This window comes from Mesorhizobium sp. B2-1-8 (assembly GCF_006442545.2).
Taxonomy (GTDB): domain Bacteria; phylum Pseudomonadota; class Alphaproteobacteria; order Rhizobiales; family Rhizobiaceae; genus Mesorhizobium.
In genome coordinates this window covers 2,123,071-2,146,140 of record NZ_CP083952.1, presented here as the reverse complement: position 1 = coordinate 2,146,140, position 23,070 = coordinate 2,123,071, and the positions used below count along the sequence as shown (strand labels likewise).

Annotated in this window: 17 protein-coding genes and 2 pseudogenes; 12 read left to right on the top strand and 7 right to left on the bottom strand. The window is 57.1% G+C overall.

The window, feature by feature from the left end; translation table 11 throughout:
- The first annotated feature begins 177 nt into the window (after positions 1-177).
- The 7 genes from FJ970_RS10455 (at position 178) to FJ970_RS10425 (ending at position 10,136) form a co-directional block, all read left to right on the top strand.
- Positions 178-1,341: a hypothetical protein gene (locus tag FJ970_RS10455; protein ID WP_140765702.1), complete on the top strand. Its 1,164-nt coding sequence runs from the start codon at positions 178-180 to the stop codon at positions 1,339-1,341.
- A gap of 138 nt (positions 1,342-1,479) precedes the next feature.
- Positions 1,480-1,695: a hypothetical protein gene (locus FJ970_RS10450; RefSeq protein ID WP_181178846.1), complete on the top strand. Its 216-nt coding sequence runs from the start codon at positions 1,480-1,482 to the stop codon at positions 1,693-1,695.
- A 5-nt stretch (positions 1,696-1,700) separates the two neighbouring features.
- Positions 1,701-1,856, top strand: coding sequence for a hypothetical protein (locus tag FJ970_RS10445; protein WP_181178845.1), 156 nt, complete (start codon positions 1,701-1,703; stop codon positions 1,854-1,856).
- Positions 1,857-2,677: 821 nt separating this feature from the next.
- Positions 2,678-5,035 carry an EcoAI/FtnUII family type I restriction enzme subunit R gene (gene hsdR / locus FJ970_RS10440; protein WP_140765700.1) on the top strand — a complete coding sequence of 786 codons (2,358 nt, stop codon included), beginning with the start codon at positions 2,678-2,680 and terminating at the stop codon, positions 5,033-5,035.
- Complete coding sequence (locus FJ970_RS10435) at positions 5,032-6,498, top strand: type I restriction-modification system subunit M (RefSeq protein WP_140765698.1); 1,467 nt, start codon at positions 5,032-5,034, stop codon at positions 6,496-6,498. Before hsdR ends, FJ970_RS10435 begins: the two co-directional genes overlap by 4 nt.
- A 5-nt stretch (positions 6,499-6,503) precedes the next feature.
- On the top strand, positions 6,504-8,273 hold the full coding sequence (locus tag FJ970_RS10430; protein WP_140765696.1) for a restriction endonuclease subunit S: 1,770 nt from the start codon (positions 6,504-6,506) through the stop codon (positions 8,271-8,273).
- 6 nt (positions 8,274-8,279) lie between these two features.
- Positions 8,280-10,136 carry an AAA family ATPase gene (locus FJ970_RS10425; RefSeq protein ID WP_140765694.1) on the top strand — a complete coding sequence of 619 codons (1,857 nt, stop codon included), beginning with the start codon at positions 8,280-8,282 and terminating at the stop codon, positions 10,134-10,136.
- A gap of 183 nt (positions 10,137-10,319) precedes the next feature.
- Here the strand turns inward: FJ970_RS10425 and FJ970_RS10420 are convergent, their stop codons facing one another.
- The 5 genes and pseudogenes from FJ970_RS10420 to FJ970_RS10400 form a co-directional block, all read right to left on the bottom strand.
- Positions 10,320-11,237 (bottom strand): hypothetical protein, encoded by a 918-nt coding sequence (locus tag FJ970_RS10420; protein ID WP_140765692.1) that lies wholly within the window; start codon positions 11,235-11,237, stop codon positions 10,320-10,322.
- Positions 11,238-11,616: 379 nt separating this feature from the next.
- Entirely contained in the window at positions 11,617-11,997 is a 381-nt protein-coding gene (locus FJ970_RS10415) for a hypothetical protein (protein WP_140765690.1), read from the bottom strand.
- A gap of 165 nt (positions 11,998-12,162) precedes the next feature.
- Positions 12,163-12,483 carry a DUF982 domain-containing protein gene (locus FJ970_RS10410; protein WP_140765688.1) on the bottom strand — a complete coding sequence of 107 codons (321 nt, stop codon included), beginning with the start codon at positions 12,481-12,483 and terminating at the stop codon, positions 12,163-12,165.
- 406 nt (positions 12,484-12,889) lie between these two features.
- A complete protein-coding gene (locus FJ970_RS10405; RefSeq protein WP_227792078.1) occupies positions 12,890-13,042 on the bottom strand; it encodes a hypothetical protein in 153 nt (50 codons plus the stop codon).
- 337 nt (positions 13,043-13,379) lie between these two features.
- A pseudogene (locus FJ970_RS10400) lies at positions 13,380-14,889 on the bottom strand (phosphomannomutase/phosphoglucomutase).
- Between the two features lie 404 nt (positions 14,890-15,293).
- On the opposite strand from FJ970_RS10400, the gene FJ970_RS10395 reads away from it, so the two are divergent.
- Positions 15,294-15,527, top strand: a complete 234-nt coding sequence (locus FJ970_RS10395; RefSeq protein WP_140765871.1) for a DUF6894 family protein — start codon at positions 15,294-15,296, stop codon at positions 15,525-15,527.
- Positions 15,528-15,936: 409 nt separating this feature from the next.
- Here FJ970_RS10395 and FJ970_RS10390 read toward each other — a convergent pair whose 3' ends face one another.
- Positions 15,937-17,457 (bottom strand): hypothetical protein, encoded by a 1,521-nt coding sequence (locus tag FJ970_RS10390; protein ID WP_227792077.1) that lies wholly within the window; start codon positions 17,455-17,457, stop codon positions 15,937-15,939.
- A gap of 485 nt (positions 17,458-17,942) precedes the next feature.
- Here FJ970_RS10390 and FJ970_RS10385 point away from each other — a divergent pair, with 485 nt between their 5' ends.
- Together FJ970_RS10385 and FJ970_RS10380 are read left to right on the top strand one after the other, a co-directional pair.
- Positions 17,943-18,167 (top strand): hypothetical protein, encoded by a 225-nt coding sequence (locus tag FJ970_RS10385; RefSeq protein WP_140765873.1) that lies wholly within the window; start codon positions 17,943-17,945, stop codon positions 18,165-18,167.
- Between the two features lie 775 nt (positions 18,168-18,942).
- A complete protein-coding gene (locus FJ970_RS10380) occupies positions 18,943-19,620 on the top strand; it encodes a response regulator transcription factor (RefSeq protein ID WP_140765875.1) in 678 nt (225 codons plus the stop codon).
- 343 nt (positions 19,621-19,963) lie between these two features.
- Here the strand turns inward: FJ970_RS10380 and FJ970_RS10375 are convergent.
- Positions 19,964-20,724: pseudogene (locus tag FJ970_RS10375) on the bottom strand (IS5 family transposase).
- Between the two features lie 405 nt (positions 20,725-21,129).
- On the opposite strand from FJ970_RS10375, the gene FJ970_RS10370 reads away from it, so the two are divergent.
- Together FJ970_RS10370 and FJ970_RS10365 are read left to right on the top strand one after the other, a co-directional pair.
- Positions 21,130-22,557 carry a glutamate-1-semialdehyde 2,1-aminomutase gene (locus tag FJ970_RS10370; RefSeq protein ID WP_140764560.1) on the top strand — a complete coding sequence of 476 codons (1,428 nt, stop codon included), beginning with the start codon at positions 21,130-21,132 and terminating at the stop codon, positions 22,555-22,557.
- 81 nt (positions 22,558-22,638) lie between these two features.
- Positions 22,639-23,007: a response regulator gene (locus tag FJ970_RS10365; protein WP_265336221.1), complete on the top strand. Its 369-nt coding sequence runs from the start codon at positions 22,639-22,641 to the stop codon at positions 23,005-23,007.
- Positions 23,008-23,070 lie beyond the last annotated feature (63 nt).

Below are 23,070 nucleotides of genomic sequence, written 5' to 3'. Positions count from 1 at the left end.
TGCTTCGGCCGCGGCCAATCTGCAGCCGCCTTGACGATGTAGGCGCATCCCTGGCGCGATCGAGGGCACGTTGGAGTTGGTGAATTTGACCTTCGATGGCACTGCCGGCCTGTCATATCTACACTGCGAAGGCCGTGCCAAAAGCAGCCTCGTTGAACAAAATGGAGGTAAGGCGACGTGTGGCAGAACGACATTCTTGTGTTGCCTGACGATCTGATTGCGTTCGCATGGTCTGCGCCGATGCGGGACTTGGCGGCGAAGCTCGAACTGTCCGACGTCGGGCTGAAGAAGCTGCTGACGCGATGTGGAGTTGCGTCGCCGCCGCAAGGCTATTGGAACAAAATACGTGCAGGAAAGAAGGTGCCAGCACTACCGAAGGCGCCACAGCGGCGCCCTGGCGAAATAGGCCGAGCAAGTGTCGACGCGCGCTTCAAAAAGGTCCTGTCGATTGCAGCCCCTCTTGCATCCAACGGGCCATTTGCATCCGCTCTGGTTCCAGAAGACCTCGATGAACTCCACGTACAGGAATTGCAAGCGATTGGCAAAGCTTCCGTCCCACACACGTTGGACAGGCCTCACAAAGGGCTCGTTCAAATACTCAAGCAGGAGCAGCGCCGGCGCGACAAAAATGCAGAACGCGAGTGGACCTTTGACGAACCCAAGTTCGACAATCCACTAAGCAAGCGACGATTGAGAATCTTCAACGCCTTGTTTTTGGCGCTCAGCAAGCGCGGCCACGACGGTGGTGCCTACGAGCGCGATGGAGAAATTCACGCGGGAGCAGCTATCGGCGACACACATGTCGGTTTGGAAATTGGAATAGTCGGTAGCCACCGCACCGTGCGTCAGCAGGGGTATCTGCGACCGGCGCCGGACCTGCCAGCTTCAACCCCGCTTGCCCTACGGATCAATCCGGGGTTCGACCGCGAGAGTACAGTTTCTTGGCAGGACGACGGTGACGCCAGGCTTGAGTCAAAGATCGCTGAGATCGCGGCTGCGATCATCGTGGCTGGCGAGCGAAAGTTTCGCCTTAGCCTGCGGGAAGCCGAGGAGCGTGCAGAGCGGGAGCGGATCGAAAAGGAGAAACAGCGCCAGGAATGGCTGGTTCAACTCAATCAAAAGCGCCTGCAAAATCTGCGGAACAGCGGCGAGCTGCTGCGTCAGGCTGAAGACATTCGCGCGCTTGTGGAGCGCGTCCGTCGCGCGATCGATGAAGGTTCGGCTGATATCGATCCGTCGGTGCTGGAAGCTTGGCAACGTTGGGCGCTCGCAGAGGCAGACAGGATTGATCCAGTGCGGTCTGGTCAGATTTTAACTCATCTCAACGAGCCGTCGCTGTAGTAAGTCGGTAACGCCTTTCTGACCGACAGCCCGGCTGCGGACAAACAAGGAGCGATACGGAATAGCGAATTGAAGAGATGCGCGAAGCCATGATATTAGTCTACAAAGGTTGTACCTTAGCATGTTCGGATCGCGCAAATGACGATCGAAGAACGTAAATATCCCGGTGAGCTTGCATCTCCGCAGCAGCTTCACCAGCTGGCGGAAGAGTATCGCAAGGCGGCAAACCTGCTCCTTCAACAAGGCCGACCCGGCAAAGCGTTGACACGCGCGCCGTGCAGATTGTCGGCGATTCATGCGATCGAACTCTATCTGACCGCGCTTTTGCTCCCCTGTGGGCACAATCGCAATTAGATCAGATGCAGCACGACCTGTCGGCGCGAACAGAACACGTGCTGGAAGCCGGCCTGCGCCTCCGCGCGAAAACCGCCAAGCATCGTCAGTCTCTCAGCCAGAACCAGGAATATCTCGTCACCCGTTACGGGCCTGAACTTGCGGCAACCGCCTCGCAATAAACCGCCTTACCGCCCCCCTCGAAGAAGTGGCGGCAAAGGTCACGACATTGATCGCGCTGCCCCTAAAACGCCGCGGTAATCAGAGCCTGCTGCGGTCGGCGAGGCTTAAGACCGAGATGCGGCAGCCTCTCTGTCCGCTTCGGTTGCCAATCCAATGACATGATGCACCAAGAATACGTCGATGAGGTACGCAACCACGTCGTGGCATTGGCAACTTTTCGGGGGTGATCAGATCCCAAAAAGCTGATTGTCGACGTAGTCACCAGCGTTCCAAAGGCTTCTGGTTAGCGCCTCGTTGTCGGGTTCAATCCGCCCAAGGACAGCCTCGAACGCCACGTTGGCGGCATCAATAAGTATAAGTGCGATCGGCCCCGGCTACTGGCAGGAATGCAATAACGGCACGGGAAGCCATGACGAGTTTCGTCTTGAGATGGCAGTCTCTTGCCTCAGGATTTTCGGCCGCCGTGCCGACGCTGGTTCCTAAAATGGTGGCCGGTCGAGGTGTCAGGCGCCACCATGTGCTCACATGCGCTGCAGCAGGATACGCTGGAATTGGGCAGATGCTATGCGGCGCGAAAGGGACATCGCTGCAATTTTGCAACGAACAGTAATGCGGCGCAGAGCTTAGGGGTTGGTTGCGCTTTGCCCAATCCAGCGTCTCCGCATAGATTGTTCGACGGCTGGCAGAGCTGATTTCATCAGCCAAGTTGCTGGGCAAGACCATGGCTTGTGTCGTTTACATGTGCTGGAATAACTGGACATGTCGGATCGGCTTAGGGGCCTGATCGGTGGCATGCCCGAGGGACCTGGGGGGCATTCCGTTGGACAAGAAAGATAAGCTGCAGCTCAGCGAAATCGATATCTGCGATCTATTCATCACGCCAGCCCTGAAGGCCGCTCGTTGGGACCCGATGACACAGATCCGTCGGGAGGTGACGCTGACGCCGGGGCCAGTGATCGTGCGCGGGAACGTCTCTTCGCGCAACAAGAGCAAGAAGAAATTCGCCGACTATGTCCTGTCGTGGAAGCCCTCTCTCCCTGTGGCAATCCTCGAGGCGAAGAGTAATGGCTTTGCAATTAGTCACGGATTACAGCAGGCGCTGGAGTATGCCGGCATTTTGAAACTGCCCTGCGCTTTCAGCTCTAACGGAGACGGGTTTGCCAGTCACGACAAGACGGCACCCTCCGGGAGCGATATCGAGATCGAATTGGCGCTCGAACACTTTCCAACCCCTGACGAGCTCTGGCGTCGCTACCGGACATTTCACGACATCAAGGCCGACGAGATCGCCCTGGTCGAACAGCCCTATCACAGAGAGGCCAACGGCAAGGATCCGCGCTATTACCAAGTCGATGCCATCAACCTCAGTGTTGAAGCGATCGCCAAGGGCCAGAAGCGTGTACTGCTAGTAATGGCCACAGGTACTGGCAAGACTTACACGACTTTCCAGATCATTTGGCGGCTCTGGAAGGCAGGCACTGCCAAGAGGATTCTGTTTCTCGCCGATCGCAATATCCTAGTTGATCAGACGCTGGTCAACGATTTCGCGCCCTTCGGCGCATCAATGACCAAGGTGAAGAACCGGAAGATCGATCCGGCCTATGAAATCCATTTGGGACTCTATCAGGCGCTGACTGGGCCTTATGAATCCGACAAGATTTTCAAATCCGTTTCGCGCGATTTTTTCGATCTAATCGTCATCGACGAATGCCATCGCGGCAGTGCTGCGGAGGATTCCGCTTGGCGCGAAATTCTCGACTATTTCAGCGGCGCCATTCACCTCGGCATGACGGCAACGCCGATGGAGACGGAGTATGTCTCCAACATCACTTACTTCGGCGAGCCGGTGTATAAATACAGCCTGAAGCAGGGCATCGAGGACGGGTTCCTAGCGCCCTATAAGGTCATCCGCATCGATATCGACCGCGATATCGAAGGTTGGACACCGCCGCCTGGCATGGTCGACGATCTCGGCAGTGCTGTCGAGGAGCGCGAATACAATCAGAAGGACATGGACAGGGTCCTGATCCTGAACCGGCGTACTAAGCTGGTCGCTGAACGGGTTGTGAAACTGCTTCGGGCAACCGACCCGATGGCCAAGACCATCATATTTTGTGAGGACATCGACCACGCCGAAAGAATGCGTAAGGCGGTCGTCAATGCGGCGGGCGATCTGGCGCGTGACAATTCCAAATATGTCATGCGAATCACCGGCGACAGCGTCGAAGGTAAGTCGGAACTCGATCGATTTATCGATCCGGAAGAGCCCTATCCGGTGATTGCCACGACCTCGCAGCTGTTAAGCACCGGCGTCGATACCAAGACCTGCAAGCTGATCGTGCTCGATCGGACGATTAACTCAATGACCATGTTCAAGCAGATCATCGGCCGTGGCAGCCGCATTGACGAAGACAACAATAAATATTTTTACACCATCATGGACTTCAAGAAGGCGACCGAGCTGTTTCGCGATCCGGATTTCGACGGCGAACCGGTAGTGATATACGAGCCCGGCCCAGAGGACGACCCGGTACCGCCGGATCCGGATCCCGAGCCCGGCAATGAGGGCGAAGGCCCTAGTGGGCCGGAGGATCCGCCTGGCGCTACCAAAATCCGTATCAGCGGCGTCGATGCCCGAATTATTGCCGAGCGGGTCGAATACATCGGTCCCGATGGCTATCTGATCACCGAATCCTATCGCGACTTCGCCCGTAAGCAAATCACCGCCGAATACGCTTCGCTCGACGATTTTGTACGCAAATGGCATGCCAGCGACCGCAAGAAGGCGATCATCGATGAATTGGAGGAATATGGCATTGTTCTCTCCAACCTCGCAGAGGACGTGGGCCGAGATATCGGGGATTTCGATCTGCTCTGCCACATCGCATATGGCCAGCCGCCCCTCACCCGCCGCGAGAGGGCCGAAAAGGTCCAGAAGCGCAACTATTTCGGCAAATACGGCGAAAAGGCGCGCGCAGTTCTGTCGGCCCTGCTCGACAAATATGCCGATGAGGGTATCACCACGATCGAGGAAGCCAAGGTGTTGCGGTTGACGCCATTCAACGAGATCGGCACCCCGTTGGAGATCATCAACGGCGCCTTTGGCGGCAAGCAGAATTATGAGCGCGCGCTTCGCGAACTCGAAGACGAAATCTATCAACAGGCAGCAGGTGAATGAGCAATATTTCCGGCGTTATCAAATCGATCCAGGACATCATGCGCAAGGATGTCGGCGTCGATGGCGATGCCCAGCGCATCGGCCAGCTGGTGTGGATGTTTTTTCTGAAGATCTATGACGATCGCGAAAGCGAGCTGGAACTAGTCGAGGACGATTTTAAGTCGGCGATCCCCGATCATCTGCGCTGGCGCAATTGGGCGGCCAACAGCGAGGGCATTACCGGCGACGCGCTGGCCGATTTCGTCAACCTGCAACTCTTCCCTAAGTTGAAGACGGATCCGACCGCCCAGGGCGAGGCGGGGCGGCGCGCGCAGCTGCTGCGCGATGTCTTCGAGGATGCCTACAACTATATGAAGTCCGGCACGCTAATGCGCCAGGTGATCAATAAGATCAACGAGATCGATTTCAACAACAGCGAGGACCGCCATACCTTCGGCGCCATCTACGAGCAGGTGTTGAAGGATCTGCAAAGCGCGGGCAATGCCGGCGAGTTCTACACGCCGCGCGCCGTCACCCGCTTCATCATCGATCGGCTTGATCCGCAACTGCAAGAGATCGTCTTCGATCCCGCCTGCGGCACAGGCGGATTTCTGTCCTGCGCCATCGACCACAAACGCAAGTACGTGCATTCGGCGGCTGACGAAGAGACCTTGAGAGACACAATTCGCGGCGTCGAGAAGAAGGCGCTGCCACATATGCTGTGCATTACCAACATGATCCTGCACGGCATTGACACTCCGAGCGGCGTTACCCATGGCAATACCCTGGCAAAACCCTATCGCGACTATGGCGATCGCGACCGCGTGCATGTGATCGCCACCAACCCGCCCTTTGGCGGCATGGAAGAAGACGGGATAGAGAACAATTTCCCGGCGCATCTGCGTACCCGCGAGACCGCTGACTTGTTCATGGCGCTGATCATTCGGCTGCTGCGCGCCCATGGCCGCGCTGCGGTCGTATTGCCCGACGGTTTCCTGTTTGGCGAGGGAACTAAATCGACCCTGAAGAAAGAGCTGCTGGAGTTGTGCAATCTCCACACGATCGTCCGTCTGCCGAACGGCGTCTTTGCTCCATATACAGGCATCAAGACCAATATCCTGTTTTTCACCAAGGGCGTGCCAACCCAGAATGTGTGGTTCTACGAGCATCCCTATCCGGACGGCGTGACCAGCTACAACAAGACGAAGCCGATGCAGTTCGAGGAATTCCGAGCCGAACGCGAATGGTGGGGCAGCGAAGCGGAAGGCTTCAAGAGCCGGAAGGTGACCGAAAAGGCGTGGAAGGTTGAGGCCGCCGACATCTCCGCCAGCAATTACAATCTGGATCGCAAGAACCCGCACCAGGCCGAAATCGTCGACCATGATCCGGCGCACCTCTTGGAGAACTACCAGGAAACCCAGCAAGCTATCCAGTCGATCCGCAATCAGCTGAAAGCGATTCTTGCCGAAGCACTGGCACGGTGACCGCAATGACGAGCTTCGACACCTTCCTAACCGACCATCTCGATCTCTGGACATCGGCCATCGCACGGAGGTCCTCCGCCGGGCGCGGCCGCTCGAAGAAATTCAGCCTCTATGGCGTCGGAAAATTACGGGGTCTGATTTTGGACCTGGCAGTGCGGGGCAAACTGGTGCAGCAGTATCCGGAGGATGAACCCGCGTCGGAACTGATCAAGCGGATAAAGACTGCCAAAAAGAGGCTTGTCGCCGAAAATCGGGTGAAGCAACCGAGGGACTTCACGGATGGGGATGCCGTTGAGGCGCCATTCTCAATACCTGAAAGCTGGATGTGGGTCCGGCTCGATGCTGTTGGGGCAATCGTGGGGGGCGGGACCCCTTCCGCAATTGATCCCGAGAACTTTGCCGAACCTGGCAGCGGATTTCCTTGGATAACGCCAGCAGATCTAGGTGGTTATACGGATCTGTACATCACACGTGGATCGCGCGATCTGTCGGAAAAGGGCCTCTCGAAGTCATCTGCGACCGTGTTGCCGAAGGAAACGGTGTTGTTCACCAGTCGTGCACCGATTGGATATGTGGCCATAGCTTCAAATCCGATAGCGACAAACCAGGGGTTCAAATCCGTTGTTCCGTACATTTCAGATTCGTCACAATACATTGCATTGGCCTTACGAGCCTTTGCCCATGAAATTAACGAGCGCGCACCGTCCACGACTTTCAAGGAGGTGTCGGGCAAGATAGTTGCCGCAGTTCCTTTTCCGCTTCCGCCGCTTTCTGAACAACACCGCATCGTTGCGAAGGTCGAAGAGTTGATGGCGGTGTGTGACCGGCTGCAAGCCGGGACCTATGCGACCATCGAAGCGCATCAGCTGATGGTGACGGAACTGCTGGCGACGCTAACGGCAAGCCGCGACGCCACCGAACTGGTTGACAATTGGGCGCGGATCGAAGCCCATTTTGATACTCTGTTTGCCACCGAAGACAGCGTTGACCAGCTAAAGCAAACCATTTTGCAATTGGCTGTGATGGGCAGGCTGGTGCCGCAAAATCCGAAAGATGAACCGGCATCGGAGTTGCTGAAGCGGATCAAGGTCGATTGGACGCGACAGGTATCAGAGCGTGGTATCCGCGGAGCCAAGGTACCAACTTTCTTGGCAAGAGACGCTGAGAACTACACCTACCCGGAAACTTGGAAACTCGTGCCCCTTGGCCAACTCTCCGTCGTTACTGATCCCAATCCAAGTCATCGCTACCCCGACTACGATGGTGGCACGGTTCCCCTTTTATCTACGCAGGAATTCTCCGGTGAAGACGATTGGAATTATTCAACCGCGAAGCTCACCACGGAGGCTTTCTGGCAATTTCAGCAAGAGATTTGCGCATTTGCCGACGGTGACATCATCTTTGCTCGAAAAGGGCGTTTGGGGTTGCCCAGGTTTCTGCCACCAATTGATCGTTACACCTTCAGCCACACCCTTTTCGTGATTAAGCCTATGGCTGGGGTAGATCCAAAATATCTTCTTTGGTTCCTGCGCCGTCAGCAGACAGTGGATTGGCTGACAAACGAGATGAACCAGAATACCGGCGTGCCAACTCTGGGAAAGGCCAAAACCGAGCGTCTTCCAGTTCCCCTCCCGCCCCTCAGTGAACAGAAACGCATTATCGCCAAAATAGAGAAACTAATGAATCTGTGCGATGCGCTGAAATCGCGTTTGGGCCAGATAGATGAGACTTCGGTCCAGTTCGCCGACGCTATCGTAGCCAATGCGGTAGCCTGACGTGCCATGCGATTAAGATCAGTCTTCATAAGCAACTATAAAACTCTTAAGGACTTTGAACTCAGATTTGAGGGCAACGGCTTTATCAATATTTTCGTCGGAAGCAACGGCTCTGGAAAGTCGAACTTTCTTGAAGCGCTCATTGAGATTTTTGACCATATCTACGGTTTCAAGACCGGCAACCCTGGTCCGGGTTTTGACTACGCGATCGCTTGGGATATCGCCGGAAACGAAACCGCTATCTCTTGGCGTGAAGGCCGACTTTCGATCAATGGGACTCGACGCAAACAGATCGGAAAGGTGGCACTTCCTTCCAACATAATTGTCTACTACTCGGGTCAGAACGACACGGTGGCGAGCTTGATCCGTCGTTATCGCGAAAGTTACCGACGCAATGTAAAAAGGGCGATGGTGGCGGAAAGTCCGCGATTTATTGGGATCGGTCCAGACTATAAGACGTTGCTCGTCGCTTTAATGCTCATGCTTCCAACGGCTTCAAAGGCGCGTAGATTTCTCTGCGAAAAACTTGGGATAGAGGTGGCTGGTGGAACAACATGGCTGAAACTTCGTCGCCCGAGCACCGCCTCTAAGACCAGAGCCTATGACCCGTTCAACGACGAGGAAATTTTCTGGGGGATCAAGGGCATCGCGCGTCAATTTCTTGACCAATTGATGGACTGCATCATCGGAGATTTTACACCCGGCTCGCTTTATAGCCGGGACAGCGATACCTATCGCATCGAGATCGATATTTCGAAGTTTCGAGAGACCTTCTCAACCGTATCTCCAGACGAAGTTTTCTGCCTTTTTAATGTTCTGCGCGCTTTGGGAATGATCGAAGATATCTCGATCCCACTCCGGCTGGCGGCGAATGCCGAAGTTTCCTCTCGGGCGTTTAGCGATGGCCAATTTCAATCGGTCTACCTGTTTGCAATCTCCGAACTCTTTAAGAGCCGCAACTGCATTACACTCCTAGATGAACCCGATGCCTTTCTTCATCCCGAATGGCAGTCGGATTTTCTGGGCCAGACACACGCTATTTCTGAAGAAGGCACCCGCACAAACCACATACTAATGACAACCCATAGCGCCTCAACAGTGGCCGCGAAGGTTGAAAGCCACATCCGCAAATTTGAGTTCAGCGGCGAGAAAACCGAGGTTGTCCAGCGAACCAAGGCAGAGATTATCAAGTCCCTATCCGCTGGGCTGATTACGTTCTCGGAGAGCGAAGCGCGCTTGAACATAAAGCACAATCTCAAAAATGTAACCGGCCCTGTGCTCTTTACGGAGGGTGTGTCAGACGAGATCATTTTGGAAGCCGCTTGGGCAAAGCTAAACCCGGGTCTAGCCGCCCCCTTCGAAATACAGAGCGCCTTTAGCGCCAGTTTTCTCCGTGTGCTGTTGTCCGATCAGACTCTTTATGACGAACATCCCGATAGGTCGTTTTTTGGGCTCTTCGATTTCGACGACGCTTATAACTCCTGGAATATCCAAGGTGTGGATATAGAGCTTGATCCAGAAAGGTGTCTGACGCGAAAACGATACAATTGCGAGGGGTACTCGATGCTCTTGCCAGTGCCGGCCGGGCTCTCCATTCGCGACCAAGTGATAAACCCTGCGACGGGGCAGCACTACAAATCGGAAGCGCGGCTTAGCATTGAGCTGTTGTTCAAAGACGTTCCGGGATTGGACGCCCATTTTGAAGTGGACCCGACGCGCCCAGGTGGCTGCACCCGGTTTAAGGGAAAGAAGACGCGGTTTGCATCGCGAGTGGTCCCAACGCTCGACGGCGAATATTTTGAGGTCTTCCGTCCGATATTCGACTTTGTTCAAGGTATCATAGTGGCCGGCGCCGGCAATTAAGGCACCCGCTGGACATGAGGCACTGGCTTCAAGGCTGCATCGCTCCGCTTGGCCCCGAGTTGACGTTGAGGATTTCAGCCTTGCGTCGGCGCTGCCTGGACGCGCAGTTCGGCGGGAGGCGCCAGGCAGAAACTGCGATAAACTTCCAAGGGGGCCGGCGAGTCGGACATATCCGCACTTGTCCTAGTGCTTCCCCACTTTCCGCTGGTCATGGTCATCGATCCACGGGCACTCCAGTCTGGTGTATTTCTCCGTTGTGTAGTCGAAATCGCACTCGTGACAGTGAGACACTCCACCTTCCCATTCGCAGTTGCCGCACACCGCGTTTAGCCACGAATTCAGCGGGAGGTTCAAATGGTCGTAGATAACGGAGCGCTCATCGCAACTCGGGCAGGTCAGCAAGCGGAGCACGCCCGACCACCCGCAGCCTATACAGGCCTCGCCATTCGGCAGGTAGGTGCGGATGGAACACATCGGGCACCTCAACGGCAGCCGCTCCATCTCACGTGCCTGCGCCGCGATTCTATCCCGATAGGGCCCGAATGATAGCAGGCGCTGGTACAGTTCCCCGCCCATGAGCGCCTCGGCGACGTATGCGAAGTCGTATTCATCCGTCCGAAGCAACGCCAAGACGACCTGCACAAGGACACGGGTAGCGTCGTACTTCAAGTCGAATCGATCGCCTGTGTCCAAAGGTGCATGGAAGTGCATGAGCTTGTTCCGGCTGTGCTGGAGCTGGCCAATGATATCCCAGAAGCCTTCATCGCCGAAATACTTTGCCGCCTTCAGTTTAATCTCCTCAAACGTCAACGTCTTTATCGTTCCAGCGGCCCATCGCGCCTCAGCATCGGCCGTGCTCACCGGCAGATCCTTCGGCTTGACAATGCTGGCCAGGCCCTCCGTCCTGAGTACTATGGCTGTCGACACGAGCTCGACACCCATCTGGATGAGTACGGTTACGAGCGTGGCACGATCAACGTCGAAAGCCGCGTCGGATGTATCGTCGTGCCCGACGATCTCTTCGACCGCCTTCCTTAAAAAGAGGCCAGCATTATGAAGCATGGCTTCGCACACGCGCTCAGCAAGAGGTGTGTTCACCATCTGAGAATCCCCGCTACGTTTTGCTTTTCCCGCCCTCAGACAGACCAGCCCAACAATTGAGCGGTCAAGGCATACCCAACCGTGAGACGCAGAAAGCCGCCCCGGTTAGACCGGGACGGTTATCGATTTATGATAGAATTGGTTGCGGGGACAGGATTTAAGGTTGGAATCTGCTGATAGCGTACAAAAAAGTCGAGTTAGCAAACGAACTGCGTGGCAGCACTGTATTGGCGGTAGCCCTCTCCCGCTACCATCAATACAGCGTTAGGCGCCTCTCCTGGTTTGCGGTTTGCCAGGTTGAGGAGCTCCGCCAGCGCACCGTGGACCTTGAGCTCAATCTGCCCCCTGCCCTCCGTCGGTATGATCTCGATCCTCGCAACTAGCGAGCGGATAACCGGCCTCCTCGGCGGCCGCATCCCAGCGTGCCTAATGCGAAATCAGCTTCGGCCTTCTTGCGTAGAGCCGCCATATCCGGCCCCTTGCCAAGCACTTCATTGAGCGCTTCGATCGAGTGGATCGTCACGTCCTCACCCTCTGGCAGGCGGACGGTCGCACAAGGAAAGCCGACGCTCTCGACAAGCCTCGTCTCCAGGCGCTGCTGCCTGCGGCAAAGCCGCTCGGTCAGCTTGTGGGCTGTCTCCCATTCACGCTGATTACCGATGCGGATCGCGTCGATGAGGGCGAGATAGGCGTAGAACCGTTTATCTTTCTCGCAGGCCTCCGGCACGCTTTTGAACAGCGGATCGACCGATTGACACATGTCTTTCGCGTGCGCTTGGGGCCAGACGCAGATGAGATTGCCGTCGCTGTGGAGGCGCTCTGGTCATAGCCTAGAGCGGCTCAGTGGACTCGCCCAACCGCTTTAACTCTTTGTTTTCACGCAATTCCGGACGGAAAACCGCTTCGCACTTTTCCTGGAATTGCTTTAGCCGTCAACCACGACATCGGACCGCCTGTCATAGGCTGTCATCCAATCTTCTGCAGCACCACCAAAGGACTCGATTGCGTCCTGGCCCGGAATTCCCCGCGATCGAGCAAATGCCTCAAAGGCAAGGCGAGCCGTTTCAGCGTCCTTGTCGTCTGCAAGCGCAGACCGAAAAAGCGCAAGTGTGGCCGCATGCGTTGGGCTGCGGACCCCGACCCATTCGTCAAGAAGCTGATAGGCGTCCATGACAGATGACACCTCATGCGCAAAGCCAAGTTCCACAATCACTTGAATAGGGCGAGTGAATCGCTTGGGCGTCATTGCTGAGCTCCGTTAACCGCGACCGGTAGTCCGACTGCCACCAGCTGAGCACCTGAGGCGGGCGGCCAAGGACCATCTGTGGCCTCAAGGATGCATCATGGTCTGGCAAGTATTCAAGTAGGTCTTACGGACTAAGATCTTCCGGCGAATTCAGGAGCCGAGCGTACTTGCAGGCAGCTGCAATAGATCGCGGTTGGGGCCGGTACATTCATTGCTCGGTACAGCACGCCAGAGCGGCTTTTCAAATACGTACCTTGCAGGTTGCATACTGTCCGGAAATCGTTCGGCTGGGGAAGGACCTTGTAGACAGTCGAGGAGTACAGGTTCCCGTTACGGCCCCCGACCAGGTCACCAGAAGGGCCTGATCTTGGCGTCGGCTACGCAAGGGTCGATCGCCAGCGCGATGCTACTGCCGATCTTTGACTTCGGCACGCACGAGCCGCCCAAGCAAAAGCGCGAAACGGTAGACTTTTGTCCGACCCGTTCTTCCATCCCGCAGTTCAGGACGGCAAAGAGCGCGCGAAAGTGCTTCGGCTCGCCTTTCGTCGATCTCCAGCATCACATTCTCGCACGTGTCTGCAGCCCCACAACCAGGGCATCTCAAAAGATTCGATGGTCGTGTCTCATCGCCGACAAGAGCAAGTTTGCACCTGTTGCAGCCGAGCCGCAGTGTGTTTCCTATCATGATGGTTATCCCAGCGCTCGCCAAAGGTTCACCTCTGACGCCGGATCGGAGATGCAATTAAGGGACCATATGCGGGTGACCCATAACGGCACACCTTTGACGCTGCGAACCCTGGCAGAGCCTGCCTTGGAGCGTGAGGATGCAAGAGCCCGTTGTCCCACTTTGCAATGAATCAGTTGCACCAAGCCGCTATTCTCGCGGCTTGAGCCTCTCAAAAAGTCTGGTTATAAGCGCCGACTTCCGGACTGCGGCGCATCACGGCGTCGACGGCATCGAACATCTGCCGGCGACGCTCGGACGAGACCGGGCTTTCGACGACCACGACCAGTTCCGGCTTGTTCGACGAGGCGCGCACCAGACCCCAGGTGCCGTCCTCGGCAACGACGCGCACGCCATTGACGGTGACGAGGTCCGCGATCTTCTGGCCAGCGAAACTGGCACCGTCCCGCTTCATCGCCTGAAAATCGGAGACCACCCGTTCGACGACGCCGTACTTCACCTCGTCCGCGCAGTGCGGAGACATGGTGGGCGTGCCGAAGGTGAGCGGCAGCGCACGGTAGAGATCGGCCATCGAACTGGCCGGGTTGCGGTCCAGCATCTGGCAGATGGCGATTGCCGTGACCAACCCGTCGTCATAACCGCGCCCGATCGGAGGGTTGAAGAAGAAATGGCCTGACTTTTCGAAGCCGGCGACCGCGCCGAGTTCGGCAACGCGGCGCTTGATGTAGGAATGGCCGGTCTTCCAGTAGTCGGTAGCCGCGCCATTGGCGCGCAGCACCGCGTCGGTGTTGAACAGTCCGGTCGACTTGACGTCGACGACAAAGGTCGAACCCGGATGGAGCCGCGAAATATCCCGCGCCAGCATGACGCCGACCTTGTCGGCAAAGATCTCGTTGCCTTCATTGTCGACGACACCGCAGCGGTCGCCGTCGCCATCGAAGCCCAGCCCAACATCGGCCCCTGTCTCCAGCACCTTGTCCCTGATGGCATGCAGCATCTGCATGTCCTCCGGATTGGGATTGTAGCGCGGGAAGGTGTGGTCGAGTTCGACATCGAGCGGGATCACCTCGCAGCCTATGCGCTGCAAGGCTTCCGGGGCAAAGGCGCCGGCAGTGCCATTGCCGCAAGCGGCAACCACTTTGAGCTTTCGTGTTAAGCGCTTGCCCCTGGTCAGGTCGTCGAGATAGGTGGCGCGAAAATCGCGGACGAAATCATAAGAGCCGCCGCCTGTAAGGTCGAAATCGCCGGCCAGCACGATCGCCTTCAGCGCGCTCATCTCCTCGGGCCCGAAGGTCAGCGGGCCGCGCCGCACCCATCTTGACGCCGGTCCAGCCATTTTCGTTGTGCGAGGCAGTGACCATCGCCACCGACTGCGTCTCCAGTGCGAACTGCGCGAAATAGGCCATCGGCGACAGCGCCAGGCCGATGTCCTTCACCCGTGCGCCGGCCGCCATCAGTCCGGAAACCAATGCCAGCTTGATGCCAAGCGAATAGGAACGGAAATCATGTCCGGTGACGATGTCGGGTCCAACGCCGAGACGGCGGATCATCGTGCCCAACCCCATACCCAGCGCCTGAACGCCGATCAGGTTAAGTTCGGGCGCGACCTGTCCAAACCACCAGCGCGCATCATATTCTCGAAAGCCGCATGCCTTGATCAGCGCAGAGGATTCAAACGCGAACGTGTTGGGCCGGGCTTCGGCAATGAAATTCAGAGGCACGACAGGAAACTCCGAACGGATGCAAACGACATAATGCGGTTGTCGAGGCGGTAGCTTACCGGAACCATTCCTCGGGCCTATCTATCAGTTTGGTTGAGCCTGTCGCGACAGCCGTCGAGCAAGGGTGTCGGGGGTTTTCGATGGCCTGCTGTACAGTTTGGCGCCCTCAGCGGCAGGCCGACACTGCTTTTGGAATCGCGACAGCTGTCGCGCTACGTGGTGTTTTCTGCCGGCCAATCATGCTTTAATATTTTGTGATCGATGCGATCTGAGTTCTCCACAACCGTCTCCGGTTGACCATCTGCGGTTGCTAGAATGTTGCGGGAGAATGCCCTAAGCAGCCTTGAGCAAGATGCAAAACCCTCTGCTCTGACGATAGGTTTGTTGTTAAGCGCGGAGGCAAAATGCCACTGTTTTTTTTCGATGTCCGGGACGGCAAATCCCATTTTCCCGACACGGAGGGCACCCACTACGTTGGTGCGCTTGAGGCCCGGGTAGACGCAGTCAGAATGCTAGTCGCTATGGCGCAGGACGAAGTTCAGGGCGAGTTGCAAAGCAAACTTTCGGTAATTGTGTCCGACGAAAGCCGTCGCCCCGTCATGGAAGCAAATATTGATTGCAATATAAAAGTCTTCTGAAAATTCCCAAAACCCGGGTCAACTTCGCACGAACGGGTTGCCCCGGAACGATATAGCCGTGCGATGCGCAGGTGAGCTTAGACAAGCTTGTGGCGTCGGGCGCTCATCACTTCGATGTCGCGGTTGACGCTGACGCTGCCCGTTTCCCGCCCTAATAGCTCGGCCTTCCACTCACGGACATGCCCGTATTGGTCGCTTCCCTGGCAGCTTTGCCGCCCTGCGGCCAAGCATCCTTTTTGGCAACAGATGGCCCTAACGGTAAGCAGGATGGCGCGTGTTGTTTGCGGGCACGACCTTGCTTCAATTCTTCGGCACAGCTTGCACGCTCCGAAAGGTCTGGCGGCAGCCCTCCTGCTCGTTGCCGGGCCGACCGCCCCAGCCAAGGGCGTTCGCGCCCGGGGATCGCCGGTCACTCGACATCGCCGTCCATTTTGAACATGACCGGGCACTGACTCATCGCTAGCAACCTTTGCCGTCGCGAAGCCAATGCGGCGGAACCGGAGTACACGACGTTGGCCCCGCCATGGCCGGACGCCGGGGCAGATCGTTCCAATGCGGCCATGGTGCGCCGAGCGCTGGCTCTCGTGGCGCAAACGACTGCAAGTGCGATGAAAAAGAGGATGCCTGGATCAGCGCTGCCGCCCGACACCGACATGGCAATTATGCTTGCAAGGGCCGCATTCCTGACGCTCGCCACGACGGCATCTGTTTCTGGATCCACCCATTCCCGAACCGCCCCCCTAGCCAGGACACACAGGAGGACACCCATCATGAGCGACCCGAACAAGCCCAACTGGGACAGGACAGCGATCGGCCAACTCGATGCTCTTGAGCTGCCGAACCCCACGCCCAGTCCGCTGGTATCGAGAAACGACTGCAGGCTCTTCACATTCCAATACGTGCGTTCATGGCCCGACCCAGAATCCGCTTTGTTGATGATGGTGCTGTTGATCAGCCTGACGAACGGGTCAAACGCCTCGGCCTTGTAAAGACTTATGCCCAATATGGCGGCCCCGCCCACCACCATGAGAGCCATTATCAGTATCTCTTCGCTCTCGACTTTTCCCCTCAGGACCGAGGCCAGCATCGACAAAGCAACCGGGATGCATAGCAGTGTCAGCCCTACGTAAGCGGTCGACGAAGTCGACAGAATGGTCAGGAAGAGCAAGATGGCAGATAGCCATTTGGCCAGCGGTGATTTCGTCTTTCTCCAGTAGCTGTAGCAGAATGCCAGACAGGCGAGGGAAACGCTGGCAAATGACGAGGCCTCCGAAAAAGGTCCGGTGATCCGCACGAATCCTGCCTCCGTCGCGTTCGATATGATCGCGTAGTTGGCGGTTCTAATCGGGGCCAGCAGGTCTCCCGCGCCCACGTTCTTGCTGATGAAATCGAAGACTCCCATCCCCGCGTGGAGGCCGCACCACAAGAAGAAGCCGCGCCGGACCTGCTCGATCCGGTCTGAGTGCAGCAGCAGCGCGCAAAGCGCTATAGCGGTGAGTCCACCAAGAATGAAATACGCGGTCTGAGAAATGTTGCCGGAAACCGGCGCCAAAGAATCTTCTATGACTATGCCGCGGGTCTTGGACTGCACGAATACGGCGGTCTGTCCGGCAAAGAACCTCGGAAACAACCATGATCCGATGATTGCGTACAGCATTAGGCTTGTCAGGATCCAGACCGGCCGGATGCTTCCGAACACGATTCCAAGATCAAGCCATATACGGCGTCTTGCGGCGACGGCCGTGACGAGCAAGGCCGCGAACATGGTATAGATCAACGGAGATGACCCGCCCAGAAAGGTCAGTGTCATGACGGCCGTCGCGCCGAAAGCCTGGGAAGCGATCAAGCCGATGATCAGCATTCCCCTTGAATAGTAGGACGTGACCAAAATAGCCGCGCATATTAGCAGTCCCGGCAGAGACACCTGCATGCCGACGAGTTCCCGCTTAGTTGGCCCGGTGACGCGGATACAACGAGCTGTCCGATCGCTGATCTTTCGACAGCTGAATGCCCCGGGCAAGTGAGTCAAAGGGGGTAGCCTTCCACCGGCGAAGGTAGGTCGCGCGAATGCTCGTCCCCACGTCCCTTGCGAGGTCTTGATAATCAAGGTGATGGTGCGCCCAAAAGCGCTGAGGGCTGAATGGTCGAATGGCCCCTTCAAAGTCGCACTAAACATGCACCTGATCACGATGGGAGAACAGAACAGATCGGCGAAGGAGCGGGAAGCGGGTCGTACCCTCCCGCGAATGGCTAAGCCTTGGTTCCGGCAGGCCCCCTAAAGAACGCCTCGACCCGGGAAGCCGACGATCTTACTACAGTCGCACGCAGTTTTTGCTTTCAGCCAGAAAACCTGTGTCAATGCAGACGCATAGAAGGCCGGGGAGCGGAGAGTTCCACAACAGGAGGAGAGGCGATATGACCAGCCAGGGAGTATATCGCGCGTTAGGGCTCAAGCAGGTTAGGCAACTCAAGGAAGTTTACGAGTGTGCACGGGCCGTGAAGGCCAACTACCCTGAGAGCCATATCGCCAGCAAGGCCGCCAAAAGGCTGATCGACGCCTTCGAAGCCGAGATCCAGAATGGCGGACCCGTTCTGGACTCATATTGGCTGACCGAGAGCGATCCCCAGGGGATTGCCTGAGCCCGAGCTTAACATCGCGGAACTCTGTATGGGTAAGTGCGGCGGGGCCGTGTGCTGCTTCGGAGCCACATGTCCGCACGGGATGCTGGCGGATTTGCCTTGCCATTCCCAATTAATCGAGCTGGCATTTGCCGCATCGTCCAAGGAGCGCCAGGGAGCTTCCCTACCCGGTCCTTTCCTTTCGTTGATCGTTGCGCGAAGCAGGCGCTTAGATGACAGTGCCGGCGCCTGTGCAGTCAACCGAGGTTTTGGAGATACGCGGCTTTTGACTTGCCGGGAGAGGGAAGCGGCCCTCGGCTACGCCTATTGGATGAGGACCGCCGAGGCAGCCATCGCCGGATGAGTTCACGTTCAGAGCGTTGCATACGTCGTGCGGTATTCAGACGCTCCACAGGGACGATCGACTGGCCAGCGCACATGTTTACCCAAACCTAGCGCCCGCGGCGGGGTTCGCCATCAGTGTTTTTCGCAGATTCGAAAATTTAACGAAATGTTAATCTATGTTAGCGCCGGCTGATAAATAGCCCATAAGCTCAGGTTGTTCTAGTTGGGGTTGGGAATAGGGAACAGCAGTGGGTGCAAGGCTGGGCTATTCCAGCTGAACCTCCCAAAACGGTGGGCACTAAATTTTCAATTCTGAAGGAACTGAAGGTTGAGGAGCTATTTGGCCGCAAGGCGGATTGCGTGGAAAAGGGTGGGCAAAAGTATGGGTTCCATATTAGGACTGCATAACACTTCGGCAGATCAGGCAGAAATCCCGTCCGGCAGAACGGGAATGGTCCATCAACCAGCAGGGAGGGAATGTCTGCTCATCCTGGACGGAAGGGCGCTCGACCGCGAATGTCTCGCATCGGCTTTGGAAGATCACGAACTCGGCATGGCCGTCGAGGCCATGGGATCGATTGCAGAATGGCGCGTGAAAGAGGGGATGACGCTTGCAGCCATTCTCTTCAACCTGGGTGGCCGGAAAGTCACCGACCAGGGTATCGCGGACCAGATCAGGCGAATTTCGTCCGAATTCAAGTCGGTGCCCGTGGTGATTTTGGCGGACACAGAAGACCTTGCACAGATACTGACGGCTCTCGAATGTGGCGCACGCGGCTACATTCCAACCTCTGTGGGGATCGACGTCTGTGTCGAGGCAATCAATCTTGCGGCAGCCGGAGGCATCTTCGTTCCGGCAAGTAGCGTTCTGTCTATGCGGCACCTTATAGATTCAGGCAGCCGTGACGCGCCCTTGACCGGCATGTTCACGCTCAGGCAGGCTGAGGTCGCGCAGGCGCTCCGACGCGGCAAGGCCAACAAGATCATCGCCTTTGAACTGAACCTGCGCGAAAGCACGGTGAAGGTGCACATCCGCAACATCATGAAGAAGCTCAAGGCGACCAACCGCACGGAAGTCGCATACAAGGTCAATGATCTCTTCGCGGAAGGAGCTCCGGCCGAAAGGTGATCGCAATCACAAGCGGCCTTCCTTTCAATTGTACGATCGCCGTCGTAGCAAACGCACCAAGCACGTCACGGTCGACGAAAAGCCCGCCACGGTAGCGACCCGGGCGGGCTCATCCTGAGCGGCTACATCCTGAGGAATCGGCCGCTCCTAGCTGTTTACCATAAGGTTCGTTCCTGTGAATGCGTGATCACGTAGGGGACGGCTATTTGGCAGCATCGCCTGGAACTTCCGGGATGTCCGCGGGTCAGTGATCGTAGTTCGCGGCAGCCGCGGCGCCATGCTCATGAGCGTTTCGGACACGCGAACTGTTCTGCCAGGTTCCTAGGGCGTAGTGACGATTTAACTACCTGAGCCAGATGGCGATAGCTGCAAGTTTGACAAAGCCCATGAAGTTGGCGAGCAGCTTGTCGTATCGAGTTGCGACGCGGCGGAACTGTTTGAGTTTGCTGAAGAAACGCTCGATGATGTTGCGCTCCTTGTAGAGATCAGCGTCGTAGGGACGCTGATGCTTTCAATTGCGCTTGGGCGGGATGACGACGTCGGCGCCTATTTCTGCGATCTTTTCAAGCAAATGGTCGGCGTCATAGCCCTTGTCGGCGATCGCTGCGCCGGTCTCGAAGCCGTCGACGAGATCATGCGCGAAGGCGATGTCATTACGCTGCCCTGGGCTTGCGATCAGGCGAACCGGTAACCCAAGAGCATCGCCTGCCGCATGGATTTTGGTGCTCAGGCCGCCGCGAGACCGGCCCAGACCTTGGGCATCCGCCCCCCTTTTGACCGGCGCGCACCGGCGGCGTGCTGATGAGCGCGCACAATGGTCGAGTCGATCATCAGCCATTCCAGATCGGCTTCGCGCGCAAGAACCATAAGCATCTCGTCGAGAACGCCCATTTCGATCCAGCGATAGTAGCGCCGCTTCACGGATCGATAGTCGCCGAGCCGCTCGGGTAGATCACGCCAGCGCCCACCCGAGCGGGCCATCCACAGCAGGGCATCGAGGAACTTCCGGTTGTCGGTGCGCGGGCCGCGCTTGCCCTTCGTACCGCCAGGCACAAAGCCCTTGATCCGTTCCCACTGATCGTCTCGAAGCGCATCGCAGTCCATCGCTGACCTCCAAAAATCAGCGTTGAATCTGATTTGCGCTTCCTTGGGAATCCCAACCCGTTAAATCGTCACTACGTCCTAGCATTGACCCTACTTCAACCAAGCTGCGTTGGGTTAGCTGCCCCCGGCATGAGGAAACGTTGCGCGAGCGCATTCGCTAGCGCCTCAATGCTGTTTGTCAGACCCCCGCCAGAGGCCATCGGGGTACAAATCAAAATGGCAATTTCACGCCGTGGTGAACCGGCGCCGCACAGGCAGTTGGCGCGTTTGCTGCACCAGACCGCAGGACCGCGTCTTCCATCCGCTATATTCCATCCACCATAAGTGCTAAAGGGGTGACCTTATGGAGAACGCGAAAATCCAGCGCCAGACATCTAGACTTTCCATCGAACTGGAGCAGTCCGCATGCCTGAGCAAAGCCTCTGTTTTCGCAAATCGGGACGCCTTCAAGAACGTGCCCGTGAGCTGATCCCGGGCGGCAGCCACACCTACGCGAAGGGCGCGGATCAGTATCCCGTTCTAGCGCCGGGCTTTATCGAACGTGGTCTGGGGTGCCACGTCTGGGATGTCGATGGGAACCAATACATCGAATACGGCATGGGCAACCGTTCCGTCGGGCTGGGGCATGCCTACCCAACTGTGCTCAGGGCGGTGGAGGCGGCGCTCGCCGGCGGAGCCAACTTCACGCGCCCCGCAAGGATCGAAGTTGACTGCGCCGAAACGTTCCTTGAACTCGTCGGCGCCCAGATGGTAAAATTCTGCAAGGACGGATCAGACGCGACTTCAGGGGCCGTCCGCCTTGCCCGCGCGTATACGGGTCGTGATCTCGTCGCATGCTGCGCCGACCATCCCTTCTTTTCCACAGACGATTGGTTCATCGGGACCACACCGATGAATGCAGGAATTCCAGAAGCGGTTCGAAACCTGACCCTCACTTTCCGGTTCAACGACATCGCTAGCGTGAAGGATTTGTTCGACAAGCACCCGGGCAAGGTGGCCGCCCTGATCTTGGAACCTTCCCGAGGCGACGATCCGGCGGACGGCTTCCTGCATAATGTCCAGCGTCTTTGCCGAGAAAACGGCGCGCTGTTCATACTCGACGAAATGATCACCGGGTTCAGGTGGCATGCAGCGGGAGCACAAAGGCTCTATGGCATCGAACCGGACTTGTCGACATTCGGCAAGGCTCTTGGCAATGGATTTTCGGTCTCCGCCCTGGCAGGCAAACGCGAATATATGCGGCTCGGCGGGCTCGAGCATACGGATCGCCCCCGCGTGTTTCTGCTGTCGACCACGCATGGCGCGGAAACCCACGCGCTTGCCGCGGCCATCGCGACCGTGCGGGTTTATCGGGACCAATCCGTCATCGAACACCTGCACCGTCAGGGAACGAAATTGAAGGAAGCTATCACAGAGGTTTCCAGACGCCATGGAGTGGATCGGCACTTCAAAGTTGTCGGCCGTCCCAGTTGTCTCGCCTACGCCACGCTTGACCAGGACGGCAAGCCCTCGCAGACATACCGTTCCCTGTTCCTGCAGGAGACGATCAAGCGTGGTGTCCTCATGCCATCTCTCGTCGTCAGCTACACGCACGACGACGCGGCCGTCATGAAAACCATAGAAGCCGTCGATGGTGCCCTGGCCGTGTACGCACAGGCCCTGGATTCGGGAGCAAGCCAATTTTTGGTCGGCCGCCCCTCGCAGGTCGTCTTCCGTCGCTTCAACAATGGCGATGCGCAGGCCCAGATACCGGCGGTCCCCAGAACCCTCGGTCAGCGAGCAGTGAGACCAAACGGCAATTCAGAAAGCCACCGGCTCTTGTCGACTTCATGACGCTGGTCAGCCCAGATCTGGCAGAGCGTGCTATCCCAAAAGAATTAGGCCTACGGCGCAATTCTGGTCGTGGAAGATCACGTGCTGGTCCGCATGGATATTGTATCCGGCTTGGAGGATGCGGGTTTCGTGATCGTCAGTGCGAAAAATGCGGAGCTTGCTATTGAGATGTTCGATGCAGACCCACCAAGGATCTGCGCTCTGGTTACCGACGTTCGTCTAGGCAGTGGAAAGCTGGGATGGGAAATCGCCAGGCATTTGCGCCACGCCGTTCCTGCGATGCCGGTCATCTATGTCAGTGGCGAAAGCGCCAAGAATTGGGGTAAACACGGCGTTCCAAACAGCATCATGATTTCAAAACCGTTCGAAATGGCGCGTCTCGTAACGGAGCTGTCCAACCTTCTTGATCAGCAATCACTAGGTGAGCACACCGCACCGGCCGACGCCTGATTTTAACCCATGCACCACCGCTTTTTATTCTCTTTTTCGTCCCGAAGATCGCCAACAAGGTCG

Bases quoted from the DNA above. Each gene is read 5' to 3' on its own strand.
- FJ970_RS10450 (WP_181178846.1), top strand. From the start codon at position 1,480: ATGACGATCGAAGAACGTAAATATCCCGGTGAGCTTGCATCTCCGCAG.
- FJ970_RS10445 (WP_181178845.1), top strand. From the start codon at position 1,701: ATGCAGCACGACCTGTCGGCGCGAACAGAACACGTGCTGGAAGCCGGC.
- FJ970_RS10435 (WP_140765698.1), top strand. From the start codon at position 5,032: ATGAGCAATATTTCCGGCGTTATCAAATCGATCCAGGACATCATGCGC.
- FJ970_RS10430 (WP_140765696.1), top strand. From the start codon at position 6,504: ATGACGAGCTTCGACACCTTCCTAACCGACCATCTCGATCTCTGGACA.
- FJ970_RS10425 (WP_140765694.1), top strand. From the start codon at position 8,280: ATGCGATTAAGATCAGTCTTCATAAGCAACTATAAAACTCTTAAGGAC.
- FJ970_RS10420 (WP_140765692.1), bottom strand. From the start codon at position 11,237: ATGGTGAACACACCTCTTGCTGAGCGCGTGTGCGAAGCCATGCTTCAT.
- FJ970_RS10415 (WP_140765690.1), bottom strand. From the start codon at position 11,997: ATGTGTCAATCGGTCGATCCGCTGTTCAAAAGCGTGCCGGAGGCCTGC.
- FJ970_RS10410 (WP_140765688.1), bottom strand. From the start codon at position 12,483: ATGACGCCCAAGCGATTCACTCGCCCTATTCAAGTGATTGTGGAACTT.
- FJ970_RS10405 (WP_227792078.1), bottom strand. From the start codon at position 13,042: ATGCTGGAGATCGACGAAAGGCGAGCCGAAGCACTTTCGCGCGCTCTT.
- FJ970_RS10395 (WP_140765871.1), top strand. From the start codon at position 15,294: ATGCCACTGTTTTTTTTCGATGTCCGGGACGGCAAATCCCATTTTCCC.
- FJ970_RS10390 (WP_227792077.1), bottom strand. From the start codon at position 17,457: ATGCAGGTGTCTCTGCCGGGACTGCTAATATGCGCGGCTATTTTGGTC.
- FJ970_RS10385 (WP_140765873.1), top strand. From the start codon at position 17,943: ATGACCAGCCAGGGAGTATATCGCGCGTTAGGGCTCAAGCAGGTTAGG.
- FJ970_RS10380 (WP_140765875.1), top strand. From the start codon at position 18,943: ATGGTCCATCAACCAGCAGGGAGGGAATGTCTGCTCATCCTGGACGGA.
- FJ970_RS10370 (WP_140764560.1), top strand. From the start codon at position 21,130: ATGCCTGAGCAAAGCCTCTGTTTTCGCAAATCGGGACGCCTTCAAGAA.